The 21,664-nt window shown below is 37.7% G+C and carries 22 protein-coding genes and 1 pseudogene; 18 read left to right on the top strand and 5 right to left on the bottom strand.

Features of this window, described 5'->3' with window-relative positions:
• Positions 1-657, top strand: a 657-nt coding sequence (locus tag VIH09_RS02250; protein ID WP_331577449.1) for a DUF2157 domain-containing protein, incomplete at its 5' end; no start/stop codon positions are given.
• The gene (locus tag VIH09_RS02245; RefSeq protein ID WP_331577447.1) at positions 641-1,801 is read left to right on the top strand and encodes a hypothetical protein; all 1,161 of its coding nucleotides are present in this window, start codon (positions 641-643) and stop codon (positions 1,799-1,801) included. The genes VIH09_RS02250 and VIH09_RS02245, both read left to right, overlap by 17 nt.
• A gap of 72 nt (positions 1,802-1,873) precedes the next feature.
• Here VIH09_RS02245 and ytxJ read toward each other — a convergent pair whose 3' ends face one another.
• Positions 1,874-2,263 carry a bacillithiol system redox-active protein YtxJ gene (gene ytxJ, locus VIH09_RS02240; RefSeq protein ID WP_331577445.1) on the bottom strand — a complete coding sequence of 130 codons (390 nt, stop codon included), beginning with the start codon at positions 2,261-2,263 and terminating at the stop codon, positions 1,874-1,876.
• A 196-nt stretch (positions 2,264-2,459) separates the two neighbouring features.
• On the opposite strand from ytxJ, the gene clpB reads away from it, so the two are divergent.
• From clpB to VIH09_RS02205, 7 genes are all read left to right on the top strand, one after another.
• Positions 2,460-5,066, top strand: a complete 2,607-nt coding sequence (gene clpB / locus VIH09_RS02235; protein WP_331577443.1) for an ATP-dependent chaperone ClpB — start codon at positions 2,460-2,462, stop codon at positions 5,064-5,066.
• Between the two features lie 196 nt (positions 5,067-5,262).
• Positions 5,263-5,652, top strand: coding sequence for a DUF2809 domain-containing protein (locus VIH09_RS02230; RefSeq protein ID WP_331577441.1), 390 nt, complete (start codon positions 5,263-5,265; stop codon positions 5,650-5,652).
• 407 nt (positions 5,653-6,059) lie between these two features.
• Positions 6,060-7,256, top strand: a complete 1,197-nt coding sequence (locus VIH09_RS02225) for a PAS domain-containing sensor histidine kinase (RefSeq protein WP_331577439.1) — start codon at positions 6,060-6,062, stop codon at positions 7,254-7,256.
• A gap of 316 nt (positions 7,257-7,572) precedes the next feature.
• Positions 7,573-7,971, top strand: a complete 399-nt coding sequence (locus VIH09_RS02220) for a hypothetical protein (RefSeq protein ID WP_331577437.1) — start codon at positions 7,573-7,575, stop codon at positions 7,969-7,971.
• Positions 7,972-8,660: 689 nt separating this feature from the next.
• The gene (gene bla / locus VIH09_RS02215; protein ID WP_414656134.1) at positions 8,661-9,458 is read left to right on the top strand and encodes a subclass B1 metallo-beta-lactamase; all 798 of its coding nucleotides are present in this window, start codon (positions 8,661-8,663) and stop codon (positions 9,456-9,458) included.
• Between the two features lie 194 nt (positions 9,459-9,652).
• Positions 9,653-10,105: a VOC family protein gene (locus tag VIH09_RS02210; RefSeq protein ID WP_331577435.1), complete on the top strand. Its 453-nt coding sequence runs from the start codon at positions 9,653-9,655 to the stop codon at positions 10,103-10,105.
• A 242-nt stretch (positions 10,106-10,347) separates the two neighbouring features.
• The gene (locus tag VIH09_RS02205; protein WP_331577433.1) at positions 10,348-10,749 is read left to right on the top strand and encodes a hypothetical protein; all 402 of its coding nucleotides are present in this window, start codon (positions 10,348-10,350) and stop codon (positions 10,747-10,749) included.
• A gap of 63 nt (positions 10,750-10,812) precedes the next feature.
• Here the strand turns inward: VIH09_RS02205 and VIH09_RS02200 are convergent, their stop codons facing one another.
• The 3 genes from VIH09_RS02200 to VIH09_RS02190 all read right to left on the bottom strand — a co-directional run bounded on the left by VIH09_RS02200 (position 10,813) and on the right by VIH09_RS02190 (position 13,960).
• Positions 10,813-11,199, bottom strand: a complete 387-nt coding sequence (locus VIH09_RS02200; RefSeq protein WP_331577431.1) for a cupin domain-containing protein — start codon at positions 11,197-11,199, stop codon at positions 10,813-10,815.
• 15 nt (positions 11,200-11,214) lie between these two features.
• Entirely contained in the window at positions 11,215-12,606 is a 1,392-nt protein-coding gene (locus VIH09_RS02195; RefSeq protein WP_331577429.1) for an FAD-binding oxidoreductase, read from the bottom strand.
• 247 nt (positions 12,607-12,853) lie between these two features.
• On the bottom strand, positions 12,854-13,960 hold the full coding sequence (locus tag VIH09_RS02190; protein WP_331577427.1) for a nickel-binding protein: 1,107 nt from the start codon (positions 13,958-13,960) through the stop codon (positions 12,854-12,856).
• Between the two features lie 396 nt (positions 13,961-14,356).
• On the opposite strand from VIH09_RS02190, the gene VIH09_RS02185 reads away from it, so the two are divergent.
• The 8 genes from VIH09_RS02185 to VIH09_RS02150 all read left to right on the top strand — a co-directional run bounded on the left by VIH09_RS02185 (position 14,357) and on the right by VIH09_RS02150 (position 20,698).
• Positions 14,357-14,890: a hypothetical protein gene (locus VIH09_RS02185; RefSeq protein ID WP_331577425.1), complete on the top strand. Its 534-nt coding sequence runs from the start codon at positions 14,357-14,359 to the stop codon at positions 14,888-14,890.
• Between the two features lie 55 nt (positions 14,891-14,945).
• Positions 14,946-15,455: a GNAT family N-acetyltransferase gene (locus VIH09_RS02180; RefSeq protein ID WP_331577423.1), complete on the top strand. Its 510-nt coding sequence runs from the start codon at positions 14,946-14,948 to the stop codon at positions 15,453-15,455.
• Between the two features lie 57 nt (positions 15,456-15,512).
• Positions 15,513-15,962, top strand: coding sequence for a GNAT family N-acetyltransferase (locus VIH09_RS02175; RefSeq protein WP_331577421.1), 450 nt, complete (start codon positions 15,513-15,515; stop codon positions 15,960-15,962).
• 263 nt (positions 15,963-16,225) lie between these two features.
• On the top strand, positions 16,226-16,672 hold the full coding sequence (locus tag VIH09_RS02170) for a hypothetical protein (protein ID WP_331577419.1): 447 nt from the start codon (positions 16,226-16,228) through the stop codon (positions 16,670-16,672).
• Positions 16,673-16,900: 228 nt separating this feature from the next.
• Entirely contained in the window at positions 16,901-17,338 is a 438-nt protein-coding gene (locus VIH09_RS02165) for an acyl-CoA thioesterase (protein WP_331577417.1), read from the top strand.
• Positions 17,339-17,618: 280 nt separating this feature from the next.
• Positions 17,619-17,918 carry an HPF/RaiA family ribosome-associated protein gene (locus VIH09_RS02160; RefSeq protein WP_331577414.1) on the top strand — a complete coding sequence of 100 codons (300 nt, stop codon included), beginning with the start codon at positions 17,619-17,621 and terminating at the stop codon, positions 17,916-17,918.
• Between the two features lie 332 nt (positions 17,919-18,250).
• Entirely contained in the window at positions 18,251-19,276 is a 1,026-nt protein-coding gene (locus VIH09_RS02155) for a hypothetical protein (RefSeq protein ID WP_331577412.1), read from the top strand.
• A gap of 6 nt (positions 19,277-19,282) precedes the next feature.
• Positions 19,283-20,698, top strand: a complete 1,416-nt coding sequence (locus tag VIH09_RS02150) for an MBOAT family O-acyltransferase (protein WP_331577411.1) — start codon at positions 19,283-19,285, stop codon at positions 20,696-20,698.
• 99 nt (positions 20,699-20,797) lie between these two features.
• Here the strand turns inward: VIH09_RS02150 and VIH09_RS02145 are convergent, their stop codons facing one another.
• Positions 20,798-21,061, bottom strand: a complete 264-nt coding sequence (locus VIH09_RS02145; protein WP_331577409.1) for a GlsB/YeaQ/YmgE family stress response membrane protein — start codon at positions 21,059-21,061, stop codon at positions 20,798-20,800.
• 364 nt (positions 21,062-21,425) lie between these two features.
• On the opposite strand from VIH09_RS02145, the pseudogene VIH09_RS02140 reads away from it, so the two are divergent.
• Positions 21,426-21,664, top strand: a pseudogene (locus VIH09_RS02140) (hypothetical protein); the annotation flags it as partial.

The raw sequence follows: 21,664 nt of genomic DNA, 5'->3' as shown, positions 1-21,664 counted from the left end.
CTTTTGAGCTGCATTTTTATAGGATATTTACAATTTCAATATACGGTATTTGGTACGCATTACGGCTTGGCCACTTTGATTCCCACAGCAATTGGATTCTTTTGCGCCTACTACTTTGACAATAAAAGCATCTTATCTATTGCCATCACTGGTTTAGCCGCATACATAGGTTTATCTGTAAGTCCGCAAGCGTTACTCAACAATGATTTTCACCAAACCAAGTCCTTGAGTTACTCCGCCATTGGACTGGGCGTTGTGTTGGTTGTCTGGTCCATTTATAGCGCCAAAATTGACCTTAAAAAACATTTCAATTTAGTCTTCCTGACTTTTGCTTTACATCTAATCAGTATTTCCTGTATCAATAACTTATTCGAACCTTACTGGGGAATATTTATCGTTCTATTGGCAGCTTCGTCTTATTATTTTTATACAATTAGTTACCAAATTAAATCAATATCCTTATTCGTGTTCGCCGTTTTGTATGCCTATTTTGGACTTAATTTCCTTTTGTTCAAAATCATTGGGTTAATTGACCTTGAAGATATAATGGTGCCGTTCTCTTTTTTAGTGCCTTTTTACTTTATCGGTTCTATTATTTTATTTATCCGTCTCATTAAAAAATTCAATAAAAACATAGCTGATGATAGTATACGATAAAACAGAATTAGAGAATGTATTTCTGGTGGAACAAGCGCATTTTTTAGAGTCAGCGGGTTTTATATCCAAAGAACAATCTGATTTGATTACAAAGAAATTAACCACGCTCAAAAGCCAGAACAATATACTGATTCGAGCAGGTTTTTTCTTGCTGGGCTGTTTTTTATATTCTTCCATTTGCGGCTTTATATCGTTAATTAGTCCAGAATCAATAATTGAAAATTATAAGGTGGTGTTTTATGTTTACGCACTAATAGGTTTTGCGGGGACAGAACTTTTGGCCAGACAAAAATATTACGGCCATGGCCTTGACGATGCCTTTGCACTTGGGGCACAATTAACATTGGCTATAGCTGTAGGTCTTTCAACAGAAGGAAACGGGCTACCGATTGCCTTAATAATAACGATAACTTCACTGCTGTGCTATCTCCGATATGTACATGTATCACTGGCACTGCTGTTTTGTCTGGCAACCACCGCAAGCTTGGTTTATACCCTGTTTGAGTTTGGTACCACAGGAAAAACCATTCTGTCGTTTGTAACGATGTTGTTTTCTGCAGGAATCTATTTTTTCAGTAAAATAATCCTTCAAAATTTAAAATCCCCGTATTATCACAAGGGGATTTTGTTAGCCAATAGCTTTGGCATTGTTCTGTTTTACCTATCGGGAAATTATCTTGTAGTACGAGAACTTTCTGTTGCACTACTTGGTGTAGAGGTTGCTCCAAACAGCGATATTTCGTTTGCGCTGTTCTTCTATGCGTTTACATTTATTGTTCCCATAGGCTATCTGGTGTATTCTTTGATTAAAAAAGACCGCCCAATGCTTTGGATAGGTTCACTGGCACTGGCATTTTCTATTTACACCATTCGCTTTTATTATGCCGTTTTACCCCTAGAAACCTTCTTGACAATAGCAGGATTGGTATTATTCGCTTTTACTTATTTTGCTATAAAAAAATTAAAACACAAGGAAACTGGGATCACATTCTGTCCTGATAGTTTTACCAATGTCAATGCTCTTATGAATGCTGAAGCACTGATCGCTTCGCAGCTCGGCCTGAAACCGGAAACTATTCAGAAATCCAATATGGAATTTGGAGGTGGTGATTTTAGTGGAGGCGGTTCCGGAGGAGAATTTTAAAAAAAAACCGCAAATTCGGCAATCCTTAAATTGCGAATTTGTGGCAAAATTTTTTATGCCCGAAGCGGAAACTTACACTTTACTCTGAAGTGCAGCAGCATCTATGTCGCTGTGCGAAACGTTATAAACCGCTTTTCCTTCCTTGATCAATATTAATTGTGGGGATTGATGCTGCACCCCAAAACGGTTCGCAATTTCGTTAGAAACATCGCGATGCGCTATTAAATCTAAAAAATAAGGCGTAACTTTATCTGAGAAGTTAAACTCATTTTCAAACTGTTTCAATGCCATTCTGCTCACACTGCAGCGTGTACTGTGCTTGAAAATCGCCACCGGTTTCTCGTTTGAAAGTGCGATGATTTCATTCAACTGTCCCAAATCAGTTAAGTCGTTCCAGCTCATTTTAGCTGCATCGTCATTCTGGTTCTCTGAACCACTAAAAATATTTTTAAAAAAACTCATGTTTTGTCTTTAATTAGGTCAATTTGACTAGTTTATATGATAATAATCATGATTTATAAGACATTTTGTCCATAAATTTATCTTGGAATATATCTTGATTATTATTCTGCAAATATAAAACAATTGAGCAATAAAAATCGACGATACAAATTTACCAACTGACAGGTCACGACATGTCACTAAAAACTGTAAAATCATGAACATAAATAAATTTACCATAAAATCACAGGAAGCTATCCAGTTTTCGCAACAGCTGGCTCAAGGTTTTGGCCAGCAACAAATAGAAAACGAACACATTTTCAAAGCTATTTTTGATGTGGATGAAAATGTGGCCCCTTTTATTTTAAAGAAATTGAATGTCAATGTGCCTCTTTTCCTTCAGATCCTGGATAGCACCATCCAGAGTTTTCCTAAAGTTAGCGGTGGCGAGATTATGCTTTCCAGAACGGCAAATTCCACGTTAACGGAAGCCGAAATTATTGCCAAGAAAATGAATGATGAATTTGTTTCCATTGAGCATTTGATATTGGCCATATTTGCCTCCAAAAGTAAAGTGGCACAGATACTAAAAGACCAGGGAGTTACTGAGAAGGGTTTGAAAGCCGCTATCGAGGAGTTGAGGAAAGGGGAAAGAGTAACCTCTGCCTCGGCCGAAGAAACCTACAATTCACTTAATAAATATGCGAAAAACCTTAACGAACTAGCCAGAAACGGAAAATTAGACCCCGTTATTGGCCGTGACGAAGAAATACGGCGCGTACTGCAAATATTGACGCGTAGGACCAAAAACAACCCGATGCTCGTGGGAGAACCTGGAGTGGGTAAAACGGCTATAGCAGAAGGATTGGCGCACAGAATCGTTGATGGCGATGTGCCTGAAAACCTGAAAAACAAAATCGTGTTTTCCCTTGATATGGGAGCCCTTATTGCTGGGGCAAAATACAAAGGGGAATTCGAAGAGCGCCTAAAAGCAGTCGTAAAAGAAGTGACCTCCGCTGAAGGTGATATTGTGTTGTTCATTGACGAAATCCATACTCTGGTAGGTGCTGGTGGTGGCGAAGGCGCGATGGACGCGGCCAATATCCTGAAACCGGCTTTGGCTCGTGGGGAGTTACGGGCCATTGGCGCGACAACCTTGGATGAATACCAAAAATATTTCGAGAAAGACAAAGCGCTCGAAAGACGTTTCCAAAAGATCATGATCGAAGAACCGGATACCGAAAGCGCCATTTCCATTTTGCGGGGTATAAAAGATAAATACGAGACACACCACAAAGTACAAATAAAAGACGAAGCCATTATTGCGGCTGTCGAACTGTCCCAACGCTACATAACGAATCGTTTCCTTCCGGACAAAGCAATCGATTTGATGGACGAGGCAGCTTCCAAAATCCGCATGGAAATCAATTCAAAACCGGAAGAACTCGATGTCTTGGACAGAAAGGTAATGCAGTTGGAAATTGAAATCGAAGCCATCAAAAGAGAGAAAGACGAGAGCAAGCTCAAAGTTTTGGGAATGGATTTGGCTAATCTAAAAGAGGACCGTAATAAAATTTATGCCAAATGGAAATCGGAGAAAGACGTGGTTGATAACATTCAGGCCATCAAAACCGAAATTGAAGATTATAAGTACGAAGCGGAACGTGCGGAACGCGAAGGCGATTACGGGAAAGTGGCGGAAATTCGTTACGGGAAAATCAAAGAAGCGCAAGAAAGATTGGATGCGTTTCAAAAACAACTGGCCGAAGATCAAACAGAAGGCACTTCGTTGATAAAAGAAGAGGTTACCCGTGAAGACATTGCCGAGGTGGTAGCCAAATGGACTGGAATACCGGTTATGAAAATGTTGCAGGGAGAACGCGAAAAACTGTTGCATCTGGAAGAAGAATTGCACCGTCGCGTCGTAGGCCAAGAAGAAGCCATCGAGGCCGTAAGTGACGCGGTGCGCAGAAGCCGAGCCGGATTGCAGGACATGAAAAAGCCCGTGGGGACGTTCCTTTTCCTTGGAACTACCGGAGTGGGAAAAACCGAACTAGCGAAAGCCCTCGCCGAATACCTGTTTGACGACGAAAATGCCATGACCCGTATCGACATGAGTGAGTATCAAGAGCGCCATAGCGTAAGCAGGCTGGTAGGGGCGCCTCCGGGATACGTGGGCTATGAAGAAGGCGGGCAATTAACCGAAGCCGTTCGCAGAAAACCGTATTCCGTGATTTTGCTGGATGAGATCGAAAAAGCGCACCCCGACACTTTTAATATCCTCTTGCAAGTATTGGACGAAGGAAGATTGACGGACAATAAAGGGCGTCTCGCCGACTTCAAAAACACGATCATCATCATGACCTCCAACATGGGAAGCCAAATCATACAGGAAAAATTTGAAAACCTGAAAGGAAGTGTGGAAGCAGCTACGGAAGCCGCCAAAACGGAAGTCCTCGGTTTATTGAAACAAACGGTACGCCCGGAATTCATAAACCGTATCGATGAAATTGTGATGTTTACTCCATTGAGCAGTGAAAACATCACTAAAATTGTCAGCCTGCAACTGAAAAGCGTCACCAAAATGTTAGCACTGCAAGGTATCACAATGGACGCCACACCTGAGGCTATCGCTTATCTGGCCGAAAAAGGATTCGACCCGCAATTTGGTGCCAGACCGGTGAAACGGGTGATACAAAGAGACGTACTCAACAAGCTCTCCAAAGAAATTCTGGCTGGCAATATTGCAACTGACAGTATCATTCTGTTGGATGCATTTGATGGAGAACTAGTATTCAGAAACCAAACCGAATTAGTTGAATAATAATTTATTTATTTTTTTGTAGTATCAAAACACCGGCCGTAAGGTTGGTGTTTTTTTTTATCATTGCACTCGTTTTAGACAATTGCGCCACTTCGCTCTAATGCTGCCATTTTATCGCGCCAGTTTTGCGATAACCCGAAAATAAAACCTAATTTAGTCCCAAACCAATTGAGATCAACAACGTTAAAAATCCCTTATGTTAGTCTTTAATAAAAAATACTTTGCAATAGCAGTTGTAATTTTCATGATTGAAGTCGCTATTGCCCTTTTTGTACACGACAGCTTTGTAAGGCCATATTTAGGTGATGTTTTGGTGGTAATACTGATCTATTGTTTTTTAAAATCTTTCTTGAAATTAACCGTTTTGCAGGCGGCGGCATTTGTATTGCTATTCTCTTTCACTATAGAATTCCTCCAATACTTAAATATCGTCAATGCGCTTCATTTAGAAAATTCAAAAATTGCTCGAACAGTAATCGGAACTTCATTCTCATGGATTGATTTGCTGACTTACGTAATCGGTCTTGCGATCGTTATTGTTGCCGAAAAATATTCGTTAAAAAAAGAAGTGAATGCAATTAGATAGAGTTGAAATTCTCTCCCTAAGGCATACCGAATTGTTCGTCTAGTTATTTTCATATATTGAGACATTTTCCGAATGTTTGTTTTTTCAAGGAGCACAACAGACCGTCTTACCATCAAGCTTCCTCCCGCTGTCCGCAGTATCTTTTGTGCCGAACCCCAGCACAAAAAGGATACCTGCTTCCATCGGGGCTAGACCAGATAATCAGTCCACATTCAAATCCTGTTCCAAAAAAAAAGGATTTAAATTAGCGGTTAATTTTAAAAAGTCGCATATTTGATGTCACAAAACAGTTATACATCATGTGTGGACCAAAAGCTGGGAAATAATCTTTTCAGAGTAAGAAAGTCTTCACATATTCGCTCACAGCAAACCATTAGTTTTAAAAACCGCTTCAGATCAATAATCCTATGGATAATAAACAAGACATTTCTATAATTTCTAAAAATAATTATGTGCCAACCGCCAGATTTTATAGCCAAATAATTGACAGCCTACAAGATTATTCGATTTTTACCTTAGACAACGATTTTGTTATAAACAGTTGGAGTTCGGGATCAGAAAAAATATTCGGCTACGAAACCGATGAAGTTATCGGGAAACATTTCGATTTAATATTCACCGAAGAAGACAGACAAAAAGGCATTCCAAAAAAAGAAATAAGTGTAGCCTTAAAGGAAGGCAGAGCAACGGACAATAGGTGGCATATCGCTAAAGACAAAAGCGTCTTTTACGCCTATGGTTTGGTTTTTCCGCTAGTCGATTTAGACGGGGAAATGTTGGGCTACGTTAAAATTTTACAGGACCTAACCGACAGGAAACAATCGGCGGATACCATAAAAAAGTATGTCAAAGAATTGGAAGAACTTAATGCACATAAGGAAAGTGTTCTGGCCATACTTTCACACGATTTAAGAAGTCCCCTAGCGTCCATTATCTCAACGGCAAAATATTTGAAAACAAATTTCCATAAAATGAAGCCCGAGAATGTCCAGGAAATGCTCGACTTACTTCATCAATCGTCAACTGACGAATTGGAGATGTTGGATTACTTAGTAGATTGGGCAAGGGTTAAATATGCATCTGACGTGTTTTCTCCAGCAATAATCCAACTAACCCAATGCGTAGACAAGGTTTTTGAGACTTTAAACGATGGCGCTTTAACAAACGAAATACATCTTCATCACAATATTGAGGAAGACATGTCCGTATTTGCGGACGAGAAAATGCTACTTTCCATCATTCAAAATATCGTGTCAAACGCGATAAAGCATTCAGAGAAAGGGGACACAATCATACTTACGGCGAAGAGAGAAGACGACAAAATCACCGTTCTGGTTAAGGATACCGGAGTTGGGATACCTAAAGAAATTTTGGGGAAACTTTTTACTCCACAAATGAAAACCCTATCGGAAGTAAGGAAAAAGAATAAAGGCGCTGGAATTGGACTATTACTGGTAAAAGGATTTCTGGAAAAAAATGGCGGTGATATATGGGTAGAAAGTATTGAAGGCGAAGGTTCCTCTTTTTATTTTACCTTACTCACCGAAAAGCCCTTAGTTAAAGAAGTCGTTTCAGACGAAATCATGTTTGATGAAAACGCCTAACACATAGGCTTCCAAAAAATATTTTTATGGGTAGAGCGATATAAAAAACAACCCCTAATGTTCCCCTTATAACTGCGCAAATGTCTCCTGACTTTGCGCAGTTTTTTTATCCGATAATCTAAATTAGGTAGCTACAAAACAAAAGCCCATTCGATAATTTGTAATAAAAATATTATTTATATATTTGACAGTAGTCCGCTATCCAATATCGGATATCCACCTCATTTTGGGCATATACTCGCTATTTTATAGCGAGTATATACAAGCTGGGTGCAATAATGCTGCCAACATAACGTAAACGAACAAAAATATAATTATGAAAACAAAATTTTTAATAGCGACAATTTTTTCCATCGCTATACTCTTATCGAGCTGTGACAAAGACGACCTAAATATCAAAGAAGGAACATATAAAGGAACGTTTACTGTAACTTACAGTTCGGGAACACAAACTGGACAGACCACCTTAGAATTGAAAAACGGAAAATTTTCATGTTCGGGAACTTCAAACAGAATACCTGCTGGTGGTTCTGGGACTTTTTCTTCTGACAACAACAAAATAACTTTTAATGATGAAAATGTTTGGACCGCTGACTTTGACTGGAACTTAATACTTAGCGGGAATTATGACTATACATTTGACGGAAAAAAACTAAAAATTTCTGCGGACAAAAATGGAGTAGGAAACTACAAGTATGACCTTGAAAAACAATAATTACTGCACCCAACACACGCTACAAGCAAGCTGGGCATTTGGCAAAATTTGAAGCTGATTTTGTATTTGAAAAATTAGTTTTTAACCGTAAGTTCTAGGCTTTCTTAATCCCAGCCTGCGTGTAGCGCGGGAACGTTATGCACAATCGAACATACGAGATCGAAAATAGTACTACAAAATATAATAGTAATGGACGAAAAATAATTCTGATTTAGAGAATAAGTGGAATTTTGAAATTGAAACAAATTATGCTGCCATTAAAAAGCTTAGAAAGCTAATTCCATTGGGAATTTCTATTGGTTTGGCATTTGCTTTTTTGTTTCCACCACTTGTATTAAGCAACGGCAAACCAGACGATACACCTTACACGACTTCAGTAATTTTTAGAATAGTACTTTTTAGTTTAATATATTTCTTTGGTTATAAACAAGCAATTAATAAAAGAAAAGACAATATTATGAATTTGGAGTCAAAAATCAGAAATTTGAAAGAAGCTTGCAAAAAGAAAGTGACTGTGCATAACATTTGCTAGAATAGATTTGGGCAATTGGGTTAATTTGAAAATGATTTTGAACTTGGGAATTTTGTGACAACCGAACGATAAATCTTAATTTAGTCCCAAACCCGCTGTAGTACCAGAACGTTAGCTTCAGCCAAAAGACAAATCCTAAATTATGAATATAAATTTTATGACAAAACCACTTTTAATACTCTTTCTTTTCACTTTATTGACCTTTATTTCCTGCAAGGAATCATCACTGATAAATCAAAAAACGAATACGGAAAATACGATAACACATTCGGTTGATAGATTGATAGTTTATCAAACTGAAAATTTGATAGTTAAAAAGCTATCAAATCATATCTATCAACATATCTCATTTTTAAATACGGACGATTACGGAAAAGTGGAATGTAATGGAATGCTGGTTGTAAATGAAAATGAAGGAATTGTGTTTGACACACCAACTGACAACAAAAGTTCGATTGAATTAATCAATTTCGTAACGAAAGAACTAAAATCTGAAATAATAGCTCTCATCCCAACTCATTTTCACAACGATTGTGTTGGTGGAATAGTAGAATTTGAAAAACATAATATTCCAACTTATGCTTATAAACAAACTATAGAGTTATTAAAAGAGAATGGACAAAAATTCACTAAACCAATAAAAGATTTTACTAATAGTCTCACATTAGATATTGGAAACAAAAAAGTGTATGCGGAATACTTTGGAGAAGGTCATACAAAAGACAATATTATAGGATATTTTCCAGAAGGTAAGACCGTCTTTGGTGGATGTTTAATTAAAACATTTGGAGCCAGCAAAGGATATTTAGGAGATGCAAACACGGACAAATGGTCTGAAACGGTACAAAAAATCAAATTAAAATATCCAAATGCAGAAATTGTTATTCCGGGACACGGAAAATCAGGAGGAACAGAATTGTTTGATTATACAATTGAATTATTTAAATTAAAATAGGCAGCTGCTAACAATGGCTATACGTAATGCGGGCGAAAGTAGTTTACATTAAATAAACTAACTACTAAAAAAAGCATCGCTTAACAGCTACTACAACGGATTTAAGCAATTGGCTTATTGGGTAGTTGGTTTTGTATTTGAATTAAAAGAAGTAACCGAAAGATAAACCTTAACTTAGTAAAAAAATAAAACTAATGGCTCTTATCAACCCTCACATTAACTTCAATGGAAATGCCGAAGAAGCATTCATTTTTTACAAATCAGTATTCGGTGGAGAATTCGCAAAGATAATGCGTTTCAAAGACCTTGCAAGTCCTGAATTTACGGTCGCAGAAGGTGAAGCAAATAAAATAATGCTCATTGCCCTGCCGATTGGCAAAAACGTTCTAATGGCTAATGATGTTCCCGAAATTATGGGCCGAACAAACGAAAATGAACACAGGAGCAAAATTTCAATCAGTGCAGAAAGCAAAGAAGAAGCCGACAAACTATTTAAAGGACTTTCAGCGGGTGGACAAATTGAAATGCCTATTGGCGACGGTCCTTGGGGTACCTATTTTGGGATGTTTAGAGACAAATATGGAATTGAATGGATGGTAGATTTTGACCCAAAACATAACGGAACTGAAAAAACACCGAACACCTAACAGCGGAAAGGGGGATTTTGGCTTAATTTGAAGTTGGCTTTGCAATAGTAAAGCTGGTGTTTAATCGAAATTTTCGGCTTCTCTAAGTCGCCAGATCGCCAAAACAGCTTTAAAGGAAACAAAATTAATAAGGGTAAGGATTTGGAAAATCTCAAGTCGAGCCATCTCACCGGAAGTTAGCGATGGTCTATAATGCAACTACCATTTCTTGAAGAAACAAACAATTGAAAAAGAATCAATTTATGAACGACGTATCAACATTCCGCTTATACCTGCTTCGAGCGCTTTATCTCCTCATATCGGTGGGGCTTGCTTTTACAATATGGCCACAAATAATTCACCACCCTACGCCTTGGCCTCTTTGGCACGGTGTGGGCTGCAGCCTGCTCGGGGCAATTTCACTTTTGGCGTTTGTGGGAATCCGCTATCCGCTGAAAATGTTACCCATACTTTTCCTTGAACTGATTTGGAAATCAATTTGGCTGATTGCTGTGGCACTCCCGCTGTGGTCCGCAGGTCAAGTGGACGCTGACAATTTGGAAACAGCACAAAACTGTTTGATGGGAATTATTGTTCCTCTGGTAATCCCTTGGCGTTACGTTTGGATAAATTATGTAAAGATGCGCGGAGACCGTTGGAGATGAGACCTGAGCCTTGCGTGACCATGATGCTCATGGCCACGGAGCCTCAGTGGTAAATTTGCAGCTTTAACCTCTGGTCTTCTCAATCATATGATTTATTACGTGCGTGTGCTCGTGTTGTGGGCTGAACATGACAATCTCAGCGTCCGCATGAACCTTTACATTGTGTCCTGGAGGCCAGTAAAACAATTCATTTGCGTCTACGATTTCTTCAATTCCCTTGGCGTCAGTGGTAGCGAGCTGGCCACTCAAAAGAAATCCCCAGTGCGGGCTCTGGCACAAATTCCCTTCAAGACCCATAAATAAAGGCGTTGTGTCAACACCCGCAGAGAGGCTGAAATACTCCCCGCTAATCTTACCCAGGCCGGTAGCATCCCCAAAATCAGTTTTCTGGCGGAGGACAGCTCCAGGAATCTCCATTTTAACTTCAATGTCGTCTTTTGCAATTTTCATAAATAGTTTTTTTGGTTAATTTTTAGGTTTAATATTCTGATTTACCCTAAAGAAATTATTTGGGTCGTATTTTGCTTTAATTTTTGCCAAACGCTCGTAATTGTGCTTGTAACTTGCCTTTACCCGATCTTGGCCTTCATCCATCATAAAATTTGAATAAGCGCCGCCGGCGGAGTAAGGGTGCAATGCTTCCCAGTAATCTTTGCACCACTTTGTGATTTTATCCGAATCTTCGGGGTTTGGTGAAACACCAACAATTACGCCCGCATATTTGGCACCACGATAAGCCCACGGGGTTTCATCCTTGCCTACCCTGCTGGCAGCGCCACTAATTGGATACAAATGCATTTGGGAAAGAGGCGTTGGGATTTTAGAACCAAATTTTAAATGTTGGGCCCAAGCTTCAGGGCTCAATTCGTTAAAAAAGTCGGCTCTCCAATACCATTGCATACCCGGAGGAAATAGCCCATCGAATAAGGTCTGCACCGATGGATATGGCATTTCGCCAAGATGTTCAAATAAAGGGTTCATTGCCAATATAGGTTTGAATACTTCGGCCGCTTTATCCATATCACCCGCATAACACCAAACGATTCCGCAGAATTGCTTGTTGTGCAAATGTTCCGGAAATGGCGCTCCCGGAATAATCATCGTCGCAACGAAACCATTTAACTCATCTGGGGCATTGTCTATAAAATTCTGATGCCATTCCATAATTTCCTCCGTTTTTTCGATTGGCCATAAAGTAGGGCCTCCAAAAACAGTCTTTACCGGATGTGCTTGAAATTTAAAAGAGGTTATGATTCCAAAGTTGCCACCGCCTCCGCGGATGGCCCAAAATAGATCTGGGTTCTGCTTGGCATTTACGGTTACAAAAGTTCCATCCGCCAAAACCATATCCGCTTCCAATAAATTATCAATTGTAAGCCCGTATTTTCGAGATAAATGACCGATGCCGCCACCAAGTGTCAAACCACCCACTCCGGTGGTCGATATTATACCAGCAGGAACGGCAAGACCAAAAGGATGTGTCGCATGGTCCACTTCGCCCCAAAGGTTCCCTCCTCCAACTCGTACCGTGTTATCTGAAGTATCTACACGTATAAATTTAATTCCCGATAAATCAATCACTAATCCATCATCGCAGATTCCTAGTCCACCGCCATTATGTCCGCCACCTCTAACGGCAACCAATAGATTGTTATCCCTACCAAAATTCACGGCCGCTATAACGTCTGCAACATCAACACACATTGCAAACATCTCTGGATGCTTATCAATCATTGCATTGTATACTTTTCGTGTTTCATTATAGTCAGCATCTCCGCGCTTAACTATTCTTCCTCTTAATTTAGAAGCAAATTCTTCCAAAACAGCAGTATCCATGTTTTCCACTAAATTTGACATACTCTTTGATTTTTTAGTTGTTAATTTTTTATTTTAAAGAATTCTCGGGTTTTAAATCTAAAATGTTAGGCGTCTTCCTATATTTCCAATTCCAGAACTGAAAAAATTTAAATAAAATTGGGAAGATATTTATAGACCTAAACAACTCAAAGTTAAGCAGATAAAACAACAAAAAAGCCAAAATTTGGTTCAAATAGTCGCAATTTTGATTCAAAAATATTGCTAAGGAAGTAGAGATTACTTTAATCTAAGCTTTGTTGAAAGTCTCTTTTGTATAATTGGAAGGAAGAATTCCGAAGGTTTCTTTAAAACATTTTGAAAAATAAGTAGGACTGTTAAAACCCGTTTTAAACGCAATTTCAGAGATATTGTCTATTTGTTTATTCAATAATTGTAGCGCCATATTTAATCGGTATTCTTTTACAAAAGAATTTGGCGATTTGCCGGTTAAAAGCATCATTTTTCTGTACAATTGCGATTTGCTGTATCCTAACTGTTCGCAAAAATCATTCGCTTTTAAATCCGTTTTATCCCAGTTTTTTTCAATACAAGCCATTAGATTATTGAGGAATTGTTCATCGGAAGACTTCAGAACATTGATGAATTTATCATCCACACATTTATTTAAATTCTCGCTTTCATATAAGTCTTTAACTTCATCCGTTATAACGACTTGGCCTTTAATGAATCTATATATTGATTCAACCACTTCAATGGTATTTTCAAAAAGGCCTTCCTTTTCCGTAACGGGAACCCCGGCTCCAAGGACAATTTTCAGATTAAAGGTTCCTTTATTCTTTTGGTCGCTTTCAAAATTTGATTGAATTTCTAAAGCGCCTAAAACAGCATCGGTTACCGATGTAAATGATATTAAAAACTCTTTTGAATTTTGCTTTACGACACGGCCTTTTAACTTTGAAATAATTTGATGGATCTCGCCGATTATTTTCACTAATGCTTGATTTTCTTTTTCAAAAGATTTTTTTAATGAAAAATCATTAAATCTTACAACCATTATAATTCTAAATGCGGGGTCATTAATAATGTTTAGCTCCGTTTTTTGGGCCTTCACAGGGTCTTCAATTCTACCCAAAAATGATTCAACTATGCTATCGTCGACCTCAATTATCCTATGGGGAACATCGCCATGGGCGTGATTATGCATTTCTTTTATGGCTTCCTTATTAGGGGCCTCAATCAAACAAAATGCGGTTTTTCTGTTTTCATCAAACCAATACGTAAGCCCTCGACAATTAAACTTGTCTTGTACCTTCAAATCGGCCTGATGCAATTGCGCCACGTGTTCGGCCGTAACAGTTTCAGACACATCATGACGATCCATATATATTGGCATAGCACTAGTTTTATAGATGCAATATAGTGATTTTTATCAACACATAAATCATAGAAACCTATATATCAGCACAATGACCTATGTAATATTTACTTGCGCCTAAACCACAATGCTGTCCTACGAGTTGTTCCACTTCACGTCTGCATAAATGTCTGCTTTTCTTGCACATTATTTTTATCTTACAACCAAATTAAGCATTTGATACCCATTTGATAATTTATAGGATAATTATTATACATTTGATAAATTAAAGTATATCCTTTTCCAGGCCCAACTACTGTACTGGGCAGCTTAGCGGAGTCAGACAAAAATAAACTAAACAATAATAACCAATCTTTAAAGTACAGAAATGCAAAAAACAATTAAATCAATACTTACCTTTTTATTTTTAAGTTTTTGCACAAAACAATTGGACAAAACTATAAGGGTGAAATGGTTAATGTGAAAAATGAAACTTTCCCAGTTCAAATAATTCTAAACGCATCTTCATTTAATGTCAATCGATTAATTGGATTGCAAGACAAAATAACCGTAATTCAAAATGGAGGCAAATTAGAATATTTACCACAAGATTTGAAAACTTTTAAAATCGAATTAGAAAAAGAAACAATAACTTTTGAAAGCGTTGATGAAACAATATTTGCACAAGCATTATATTCTAATAAAGTAAAACTTTACAAATTATTAAAAAAAATATCTCACAGTCATATAGTTAGATATTATTTAATTAAAAGACCTAATAATTCTAATATTGAACAAATGCCAGCAATGGGTTTAAGCAGATTAATAACAAAAGATGCAATGTTACCGGCCATAGAAGATTGTAAAGTTTCGTATGATAAAATTAAAAATGATGAAGTTAAAATTAAAGACGAAAAAATACTAATTGACTTTATAAAAGATTATGAAAGTAATTGTTTCCAAAACTAAATATAAAGCTGCAATGCCAACTTGCTGCTAATCATAAAAATTAAAAGCGAACAGATTGAAAACATTTGAAACGGAAAGATTAATTATTAAGCCAACAACCATTGAGGATGCTGAATTTATCAGAAAATTATTTAACAGCCCAAAATGGATAGAATTTATCGGTGACCGAAACTTGAATACAGTCAGGGACGCAGAAAATTATATCGAAGCCAAAATGACGCCGCAAATCAAAAGACTAGGTTATGGTAATTACACCCTGATTAGAAAATCAGATGGCGAAAAGATAGGTTCTTGCGGACTTTACGACAGAGAAGGTGTGGAAGGAATCGACATAGGTTTTGCGTTGCTTCCGGATTTCGAAAGAATGGGCTATGCTTATGAAAGTGTGAATCATCTGAAAGAAATGGCACTAGGTGAATTTAAACTGAGTCAAATTAGTGGAATAACTTCAAAAAAGAACAAAGCATCACAGGATCTTTTGATGAAAATTGGGCTTAAATTTGAGAAAAACATAGTACTTCCAAATCAAACCGAGGAAATACTTTTGTACACATTGATTCAATAATCAGTCTTTTTTGACTGCCTGACATTGTAGATGATGTGCTGAAAACCCTTCAAGGGAATGATTGAAAACCTAACCATCAGAGCTTATAAACCCGCTGACAAGGACAACGTCTTAGCGATATTAAAGCTGAACGTTCCAGAATATTTTGCCGAAAGTGAAATTGAAGACCTCGAGGACTATCTGGAACACAAAATTGAGAAATACTTCGTTGCAGCGATCGAAGACCTGATAATAGGTGCCGGAGGCATTAACTTTGATGACAAAGGCAAAACCGCAAAAATCAGTTGGGATTTTATCAACCCAAAATTTCAAGGAAAAGGAGTTGGACAATCGCTATTAAAACATAGAATTGACCTTTTAAAATCGATGGCTGATGTCAAAACTATTGCCGTAAGAACTTCACAATTGGCCTACAAATTCTACGAGAAAAATGGATTTACCCTAAATAAAATTGAAAAAGATTACTGGGCAAAGGGATTTGACTTATACAGTATGACCTACGGGTAAAAACTGTCTGAATTGAAAAAAGAAAAATCAACCTTTTTCGAATTTATCTCCTTTCCTAAACGAAAATTCCCAAAGGAACCAAAACGACCAAAAACTAAGCTGCCCGAAGGGCTTAAAAATCGAAGCATTGCTTGTCCTAAAAATTTAAATGTTTCAATGTTTAATAATTAAATGACAATCAATACTTTATGATTTTTTTATAATAAAAAATTCCTAAATTTGAATATGGAGTTCGTTATTGTTTAACTATAATAATTAAAATTATGAAAAATTTAAATTTTACTATTGCGGTTTTATTTTTGGTTACGATTATGATGGGTTGCTCGAATGAAACCGATTCGATTGCCGCACAGGGTAATGATGCATATAACCTATTGACAATGAAGAAAAGTCCTGCCATATGGTCAGATTGTCAAGTGTTTGCCACCAATGGTACCAATAGCAACTTTAAACCCACAGCGGGGAATTTTGATGAGCTATACAATGGGGCTAACTTTAAAGATGGCGTTGGAGCCATTTCTGAAAGCAAACCCGGAGATCGGGATTTCAACGGAGGAAGATGGCACGTAAATACCTTAAAGGAAGGTGTGGACCCCGACAAATATCCTAATGCATGCGCTGTGGAAGATCTGGATTTGAATGACTTTATGTCAACATCCACTTATTTCGAATGCCCAATGAGACCTATTAAAGGAATGAGCGGCAATTAAATTAATTAGAACGTTTGAGCTAATTTCTCATTTCCAAAAATAAAAACTAAACCGTCTACTGAATAATTCGCTTGGTTATTTTTACCATTCAATTCAGCGGACTTTTTTATGCTCTTAAAGTATTTTGATCATTATCGGATTGCCGATTCTTAGGAATCCAACTGAATTTTTATAAATTTGGGACAGCTATCAAAAAAGCAAAAAACGAATTTAAAAAAGAAAAACATAATGAAATCTTTCAGCAAACAACTATCCTTTCGCTGGTCAGATCTTGACCCAAATTTCCATGTCCGCCACAGCGCCTATTACGATTTTGGGGCACAACACCGTATTGAGATTTTGGAGAGCTTGGGCTTGACGATCAAAGCCTTACAAACAAATCATTTTGGCCCTATACTCTTTAGGGAAGAATGTGTTTTCAGAAAAGAAATAAAACTATCAGATGCCATCTTCATCCACACCAAAGTGTCTAAGCTAAAGGCGGACGGTTCACGCTGGTCCATCGTACACGAATTTGTGAATGAAGCCAATGTGCTGCACGCCACGATAACCGTCGATGGGGCCTGGATGGACACTAAACTGCGTAAACTATGCGATCCCGTTCCTGAGATTGCGTTGGAAGCTTTCGCTGGAATGCCAAAAAGTGAGGATTTTATCCAACTCTAAGGACTTTCATCGCTGCGGTTTGCAAACCAAACGATCCTTTTAAAAAGGCTGATTATCGCTGAAAATCAGCCTTTTTTAGATTTAGACAAAAATTGCCTAAGCATCCCCGCCTCCTCATTTTTTAAGTTTGTTTAACATTCAAAAAGACCCTGTTTTGAATTTATTGCGTAAATTTGAGTAATAACTCCAATCCTGAAAATTCACTTTGCAGAACTAAATTTAAGATCTTTTAAAACCGCAAATCCATCGCAACCTTATTAACTCTAAAAAAACTGGAATTATGGAAATTACCACTCAATTTGTACAAACGGAAACAAATGGCACGGCAGATGATTTAGTATTCGAAAAATTGGAAAATTTATCAAAACACTTTAACTGGTTGATTCGAGCGAAAGTTATATTCAAAGAGGAGAAAAGTTCCAATGGCAAAGGAAAAATATGCGAAATCATCTTGAGTTTGCCCGGTCCGCAAATATTTGCCTCTTCCAATGAGCAATCTTTTGAAATCGCCGTCGCGGAAACCATCAAAGATTTAGAAATACAGCTGAACAAACGCAAAAGCGAAATGAATCCTTTTTGAACCGTTTTAGTTGGGATCAGATATACATTTCCGGGTTAACATTTCAATATCACATTAACAGAAAGAATATCCATAAAAAATGCCGCAATTGCGGCATTTTTTATGCCCCAATCCCAATTGTTACATAATATGTCTTTCTTAGAAAACAGCGGGATATACAAACATCCATAAACCTGAGATGTATAATTATTGTGGCTTTTTAAATGATATTAATATTTTAGCTAATTTAGCTAATTGACAGTTAGTTATACAGCCATAAACGTATTGCCTTGAAAATTTTATAAAAAAACAGTTCGCATTAATTTAAAAATAATCCGTAAACTATTTGAAATATGGAATTAAAAAAAACACTACTGATCACAGTTGTTTTAAGCCTTATTGGCCTTACGATATGGGAAATCTATTGGCGATCTAAAGGCTATTACCCAACCATCGACGACAATAAGTCATTATGGGCCGTTCAGAGAGATAAAATAGAAGCCTTAGCAAAGGATGACGTTATCTTGTTAGGTTCATCACGAGTGCTCTTTGATATTCAAATATACCAATGGGAACAAGTTACCGGAAGGCGTCCCATACAGCTGGCATCTGCCGGTTCAACACCTTTGCCATCTTTTAGGGATATAGTCAGGAATACAGATTTTGCGGGGACCATAATTGTGGGCGTTACACCCGGTCTATTCTTTTCCACCACCTCGCCTATGGCACCGCCCTGGAAATCGATACAGGAAAAGGTGGATTATTTTAAGGACTTTACTTATGCGCAACGGCTAAATCATGCGTTGTCAATTCCTTTACAAAAAAACATCACATTTTTGAGCGATGTGGAGGGGATTGATGGAATCAATTTGAAAGAACTTCTTAAAAAAATTAAACTGGGGGAACCGGTAAAAAATGCCATGCCCCCATTCCATGAATTCTCCGATATCGATGAAAACAGAAATAATAGAATGACAAAAAAAACGGCTACCGACACCGCTTTTGCGAATACGGTAAAAAAAGTATGGCAGTTTTTTGGCAAGGATTCCAAGCCCCTAGAAAAAGAGGCTACGATGAGCTATTTTCTGGAAGATGCAAAAATATTTAAAGCCAGAGGCGGAAATCTCATATTGCTGCGTTGCCCCTCCACAGGATATTATAAAATCGGTGAAGCGAAATTTGCACCCCGTAAAGAATTTTGGGATGTACTGGTAAAGCGAGCGCAGGTTAAGAGCTACCATTACCAAGATTACGACTGGCTAAATCATTTTGATTGCCCGGAATGGTCCCATCTATCAGCAAATGATGCTGAAACTTTCACCTTGGCATTAGCCAAAATAATGATGAAAGACTATGCGTTATCTAATCGAAAAAAATAACTGACTATGCTATTTAATTCATTAAGTTTCATATTATTTCTACTGATAGTTTTAGGGCTGTATTATTCAAAAATTCTGAATTGGACCTCAAAAAAGAGGATGTTATTGCTTTCAAGTTACATCTTTTATGGTCTATGGAATCCGCCTTTGGTCGTTCTGCTTTGGATTTCAACTTTTGTTGATTGGACCACAGGTAAAAAATTAGCTGTTGAAGAAAACCAGAACAAGAGAAATTTATGGCTCTTTTTAAGTATGGCTGTCAATCTTGGCTTTTTGTTTTTTTTCAAGTATGGCAATTTCCTTTTGGAAAATTTCACAGCCTTGGCAAATACAATAGGGTTCGACTATCATCCCCTAAAAATGGATATAATTTTGCCTATGGGTATCTCATTTTATACGTTTCAAACGATGTCCTACACGATTGACATGTATTACAAAACAATGAAACCCGCCAAAACCTTTTTGGACTTTTCCTTGTATGTAACTTTCTTCCCGCAACTCGTTGCTGGGCCTATTGTACGGGCCGAAGATTTAATAGAGCAATTTTATGAACCCAAAAAAGCAACAATTAACCAATTTATCTGGGGAATTTTTCTGTTGACTTTGGGTCTTTTCCAAAAAGTGGTGATGGCCGATACCCTTTTATCAGCGGCCTCCGATGCCATATACAATTCCGGAAAAATAGTGAGCTTTTGGGACGCTTGGATGGGCACCTTGGCTTTTTCAGGCCAGATATTTTTTGATTTTGCGCGATACTCCACTTGTGCCATAGGAATTTCTTTGATGCTTGGCATTATTTTGCCCGACAATTTCAAATACCCTTATGCCTCGATTGGTTTTTCCGATTTATGGTCCAGATGGCATATATCGCTATCCAGTTGGTTGCGCGATTATTTGTACATTCCTCTTGGAGGAAACCGTAATGGAATGATAAGAATGTACGTGGCATTGATGCTAACCATGCTCTTGGGCGGACTTTGGCACGGGGCGGCCTGGACATTTATTGTTTGGGGCGGGCTACATGGAGGATATCTAATTTTGGAGCGATTGCAAAAAAAATACCTGCCGTTTAGTATCAACAGCCGGAACGGAATTTTCCTGGCATTCTTAACCTTTAGTTGCATTAACATAAGTTGGGTTTTCTTTAGAGCCAAAGAATTTGCTACCGCCAAAAACATGCTCAGTTCGATGTTTCTGCTCAACCCTGACGGCGAAAAGGTGTTGGGTCTATTCGATCTTTTAAAAGTTGGAGTTGTGATTTCATTTCTTTTCATATGCCATTGGCTCATGAGAAACACCTCCGTAAAAGAAGTTTCAAAACAAATATCCCCCCTCTCGCTGGCCGTTGTATGGGTAATTATGATTTTGCTCATTTCAATAGCGCAAGGTAGTGGCGAGCAATTTATCTACTTTCAGTTTTAAGTGAGCGCAGCTAAATTGGACCGCGGGCAAATTAGAAAATGTCACAAAAAAAGTCAATGAAAAACCATTGACTTTCTTTATTTTAATATAGTTCCGGTTCTAGACTCTCCTTATCAAACTAACAATGAATAATAAGACCACAGCTCCTAAAACAGCGGTTACTATGCTGGCAAGACTAAACCCCCCAACCACAGCACCGGCAATTCCAAGTTTCCCGCCAAGCCATCCACCTAAAAAACTACCGATAATACCGACAATTATGTTTCCGATAAGGCCAAATCCACCGCCACTGATAAGCTGACCGGCTAACCATCCCGCAACCACTCCTAAAAGGAGCCAAACTAGTAAATTTTCTCCTGACATGATCAATTAATTTAAATTGTTAAAACACTATTTTAGTTAAAATCATTATAAAGATATTAAATTTTAATTTTAAAAATATAAATTTTACAATTATTTTTCTGATTAATTAATCCTGAAAATACAAAACAAAAAGCCACACAACATTGTTTTACAAGCGATTACAATCTAAAATGTGAAATGAATGTTTTCGAATTGGTTTTACAATCTATACCATTCGTCCCATTACCGAGATGCCTTGAAGTAGGCAAGTTACTGCAGCCTTAAATCAATTTAGCTAACACAAAACCAGCAATTTAAGCCACAAAAAGCTGTCGACTATTTATGGCAGCCTATTTTATCCTTATCTTTAGTTATATTTTTTGTCATGGAAACATTCAATCTCATACTGAAACTTTTGGCGGGCATTGGTTTATTCCTTTTTGCCATGTTTTTACTGGAGGATTCGCTAAAAAACCTATCCGGCAGAAGTTTCAAGCTCTTTCTGCAACGTATCACCAAGAATAAGGTGGGTGCGGCAGCAGGAGGGGCAATAGTGACCGGTATTCTTCAAAGCAGTTCGATGGTTTCCTTTATGGTTTTGGCATTTGTAGGTGCTGGAGTATT

This window comes from Flavobacterium sp. (assembly GCF_036515215.1).
Classification (GTDB): domain Bacteria; phylum Bacteroidota; class Bacteroidia; order Flavobacteriales; family Flavobacteriaceae; genus Flavobacterium.
This window is presented reverse-complemented; position numbering and strand designations above follow the sequence as displayed.

What these genes read in the sequence shown, in the direction of transcription:
- VIH09_RS02190 (WP_331577427.1), bottom strand. Translation starts at nt 13,960, where the DNA reads ATGCCAATATATATGGATCGTCATGATGTGTCTGAAACTGTTACGGCC.
- VIH09_RS02245 (WP_331577447.1), top strand. Translation starts at nt 641, where the DNA reads ATGATAGTATACGATAAAACAGAATTAGAGAATGTATTTCTGGTGGAA.
- VIH09_RS02220 (WP_331577437.1), top strand. Translation starts at nt 7,573, where the DNA reads ATGAAAACAAAATTTTTAATAGCGACAATTTTTTCCATCGCTATACTC.
- VIH09_RS02165 (WP_331577417.1), top strand. Translation starts at nt 16,901, where the DNA reads ATGAAATCTTTCAGCAAACAACTATCCTTTCGCTGGTCAGATCTTGAC.
- VIH09_RS02150 (WP_331577411.1), top strand. Translation starts at nt 19,283, where the DNA reads ATGCTATTTAATTCATTAAGTTTCATATTATTTCTACTGATAGTTTTA.
- VIH09_RS02175 (WP_331577421.1), top strand. Translation starts at nt 15,513, where the DNA reads ATGATTGAAAACCTAACCATCAGAGCTTATAAACCCGCTGACAAGGAC.
- bla (WP_414656134.1), top strand. Translation starts at nt 8,661, where the DNA reads ATGACAAAACCACTTTTAATACTCTTTCTTTTCACTTTATTGACCTTT.
- VIH09_RS02195 (WP_331577429.1), bottom strand. Translation starts at nt 12,606, where the DNA reads ATGTCAAATTTAGTGGAAAACATGGATACTGCTGTTTTGGAAGAATTT.
- VIH09_RS02160 (WP_331577414.1), top strand. Translation starts at nt 17,619, where the DNA reads ATGGAAATTACCACTCAATTTGTACAAACGGAAACAAATGGCACGGCA.
- VIH09_RS02230 (WP_331577441.1), top strand. Translation starts at nt 5,263, where the DNA reads ATGTTAGTCTTTAATAAAAAATACTTTGCAATAGCAGTTGTAATTTTC.
- ytxJ (WP_331577445.1), bottom strand. Translation starts at nt 2,263, where the DNA reads ATGAGTTTTTTTAAAAATATTTTTAGTGGTTCAGAGAACCAGAATGAC.
- VIH09_RS02155 (WP_331577412.1), top strand. Translation starts at nt 18,251, where the DNA reads ATGGAATTAAAAAAAACACTACTGATCACAGTTGTTTTAAGCCTTATT.
- VIH09_RS02205 (WP_331577433.1), top strand. Translation starts at nt 10,348, where the DNA reads ATGAACGACGTATCAACATTCCGCTTATACCTGCTTCGAGCGCTTTAT.
- VIH09_RS02200 (WP_331577431.1), bottom strand. Translation starts at nt 11,199, where the DNA reads ATGAAAATTGCAAAAGACGACATTGAAGTTAAAATGGAGATTCCTGGA.
- VIH09_RS02225 (WP_331577439.1), top strand. Translation starts at nt 6,060, where the DNA reads ATGGATAATAAACAAGACATTTCTATAATTTCTAAAAATAATTATGTG.
- VIH09_RS02170 (WP_331577419.1), top strand. Translation starts at nt 16,226, where the DNA reads ATGAAAAATTTAAATTTTACTATTGCGGTTTTATTTTTGGTTACGATT.
- VIH09_RS02145 (WP_331577409.1), bottom strand. Translation starts at nt 21,061, where the DNA reads ATGTCAGGAGAAAATTTACTAGTTTGGCTCCTTTTAGGAGTGGTTGCG.
- clpB (WP_331577443.1), top strand. Translation starts at nt 2,460, where the DNA reads ATGAACATAAATAAATTTACCATAAAATCACAGGAAGCTATCCAGTTT.
- VIH09_RS02210 (WP_331577435.1), top strand. Translation starts at nt 9,653, where the DNA reads ATGGCTCTTATCAACCCTCACATTAACTTCAATGGAAATGCCGAAGAA.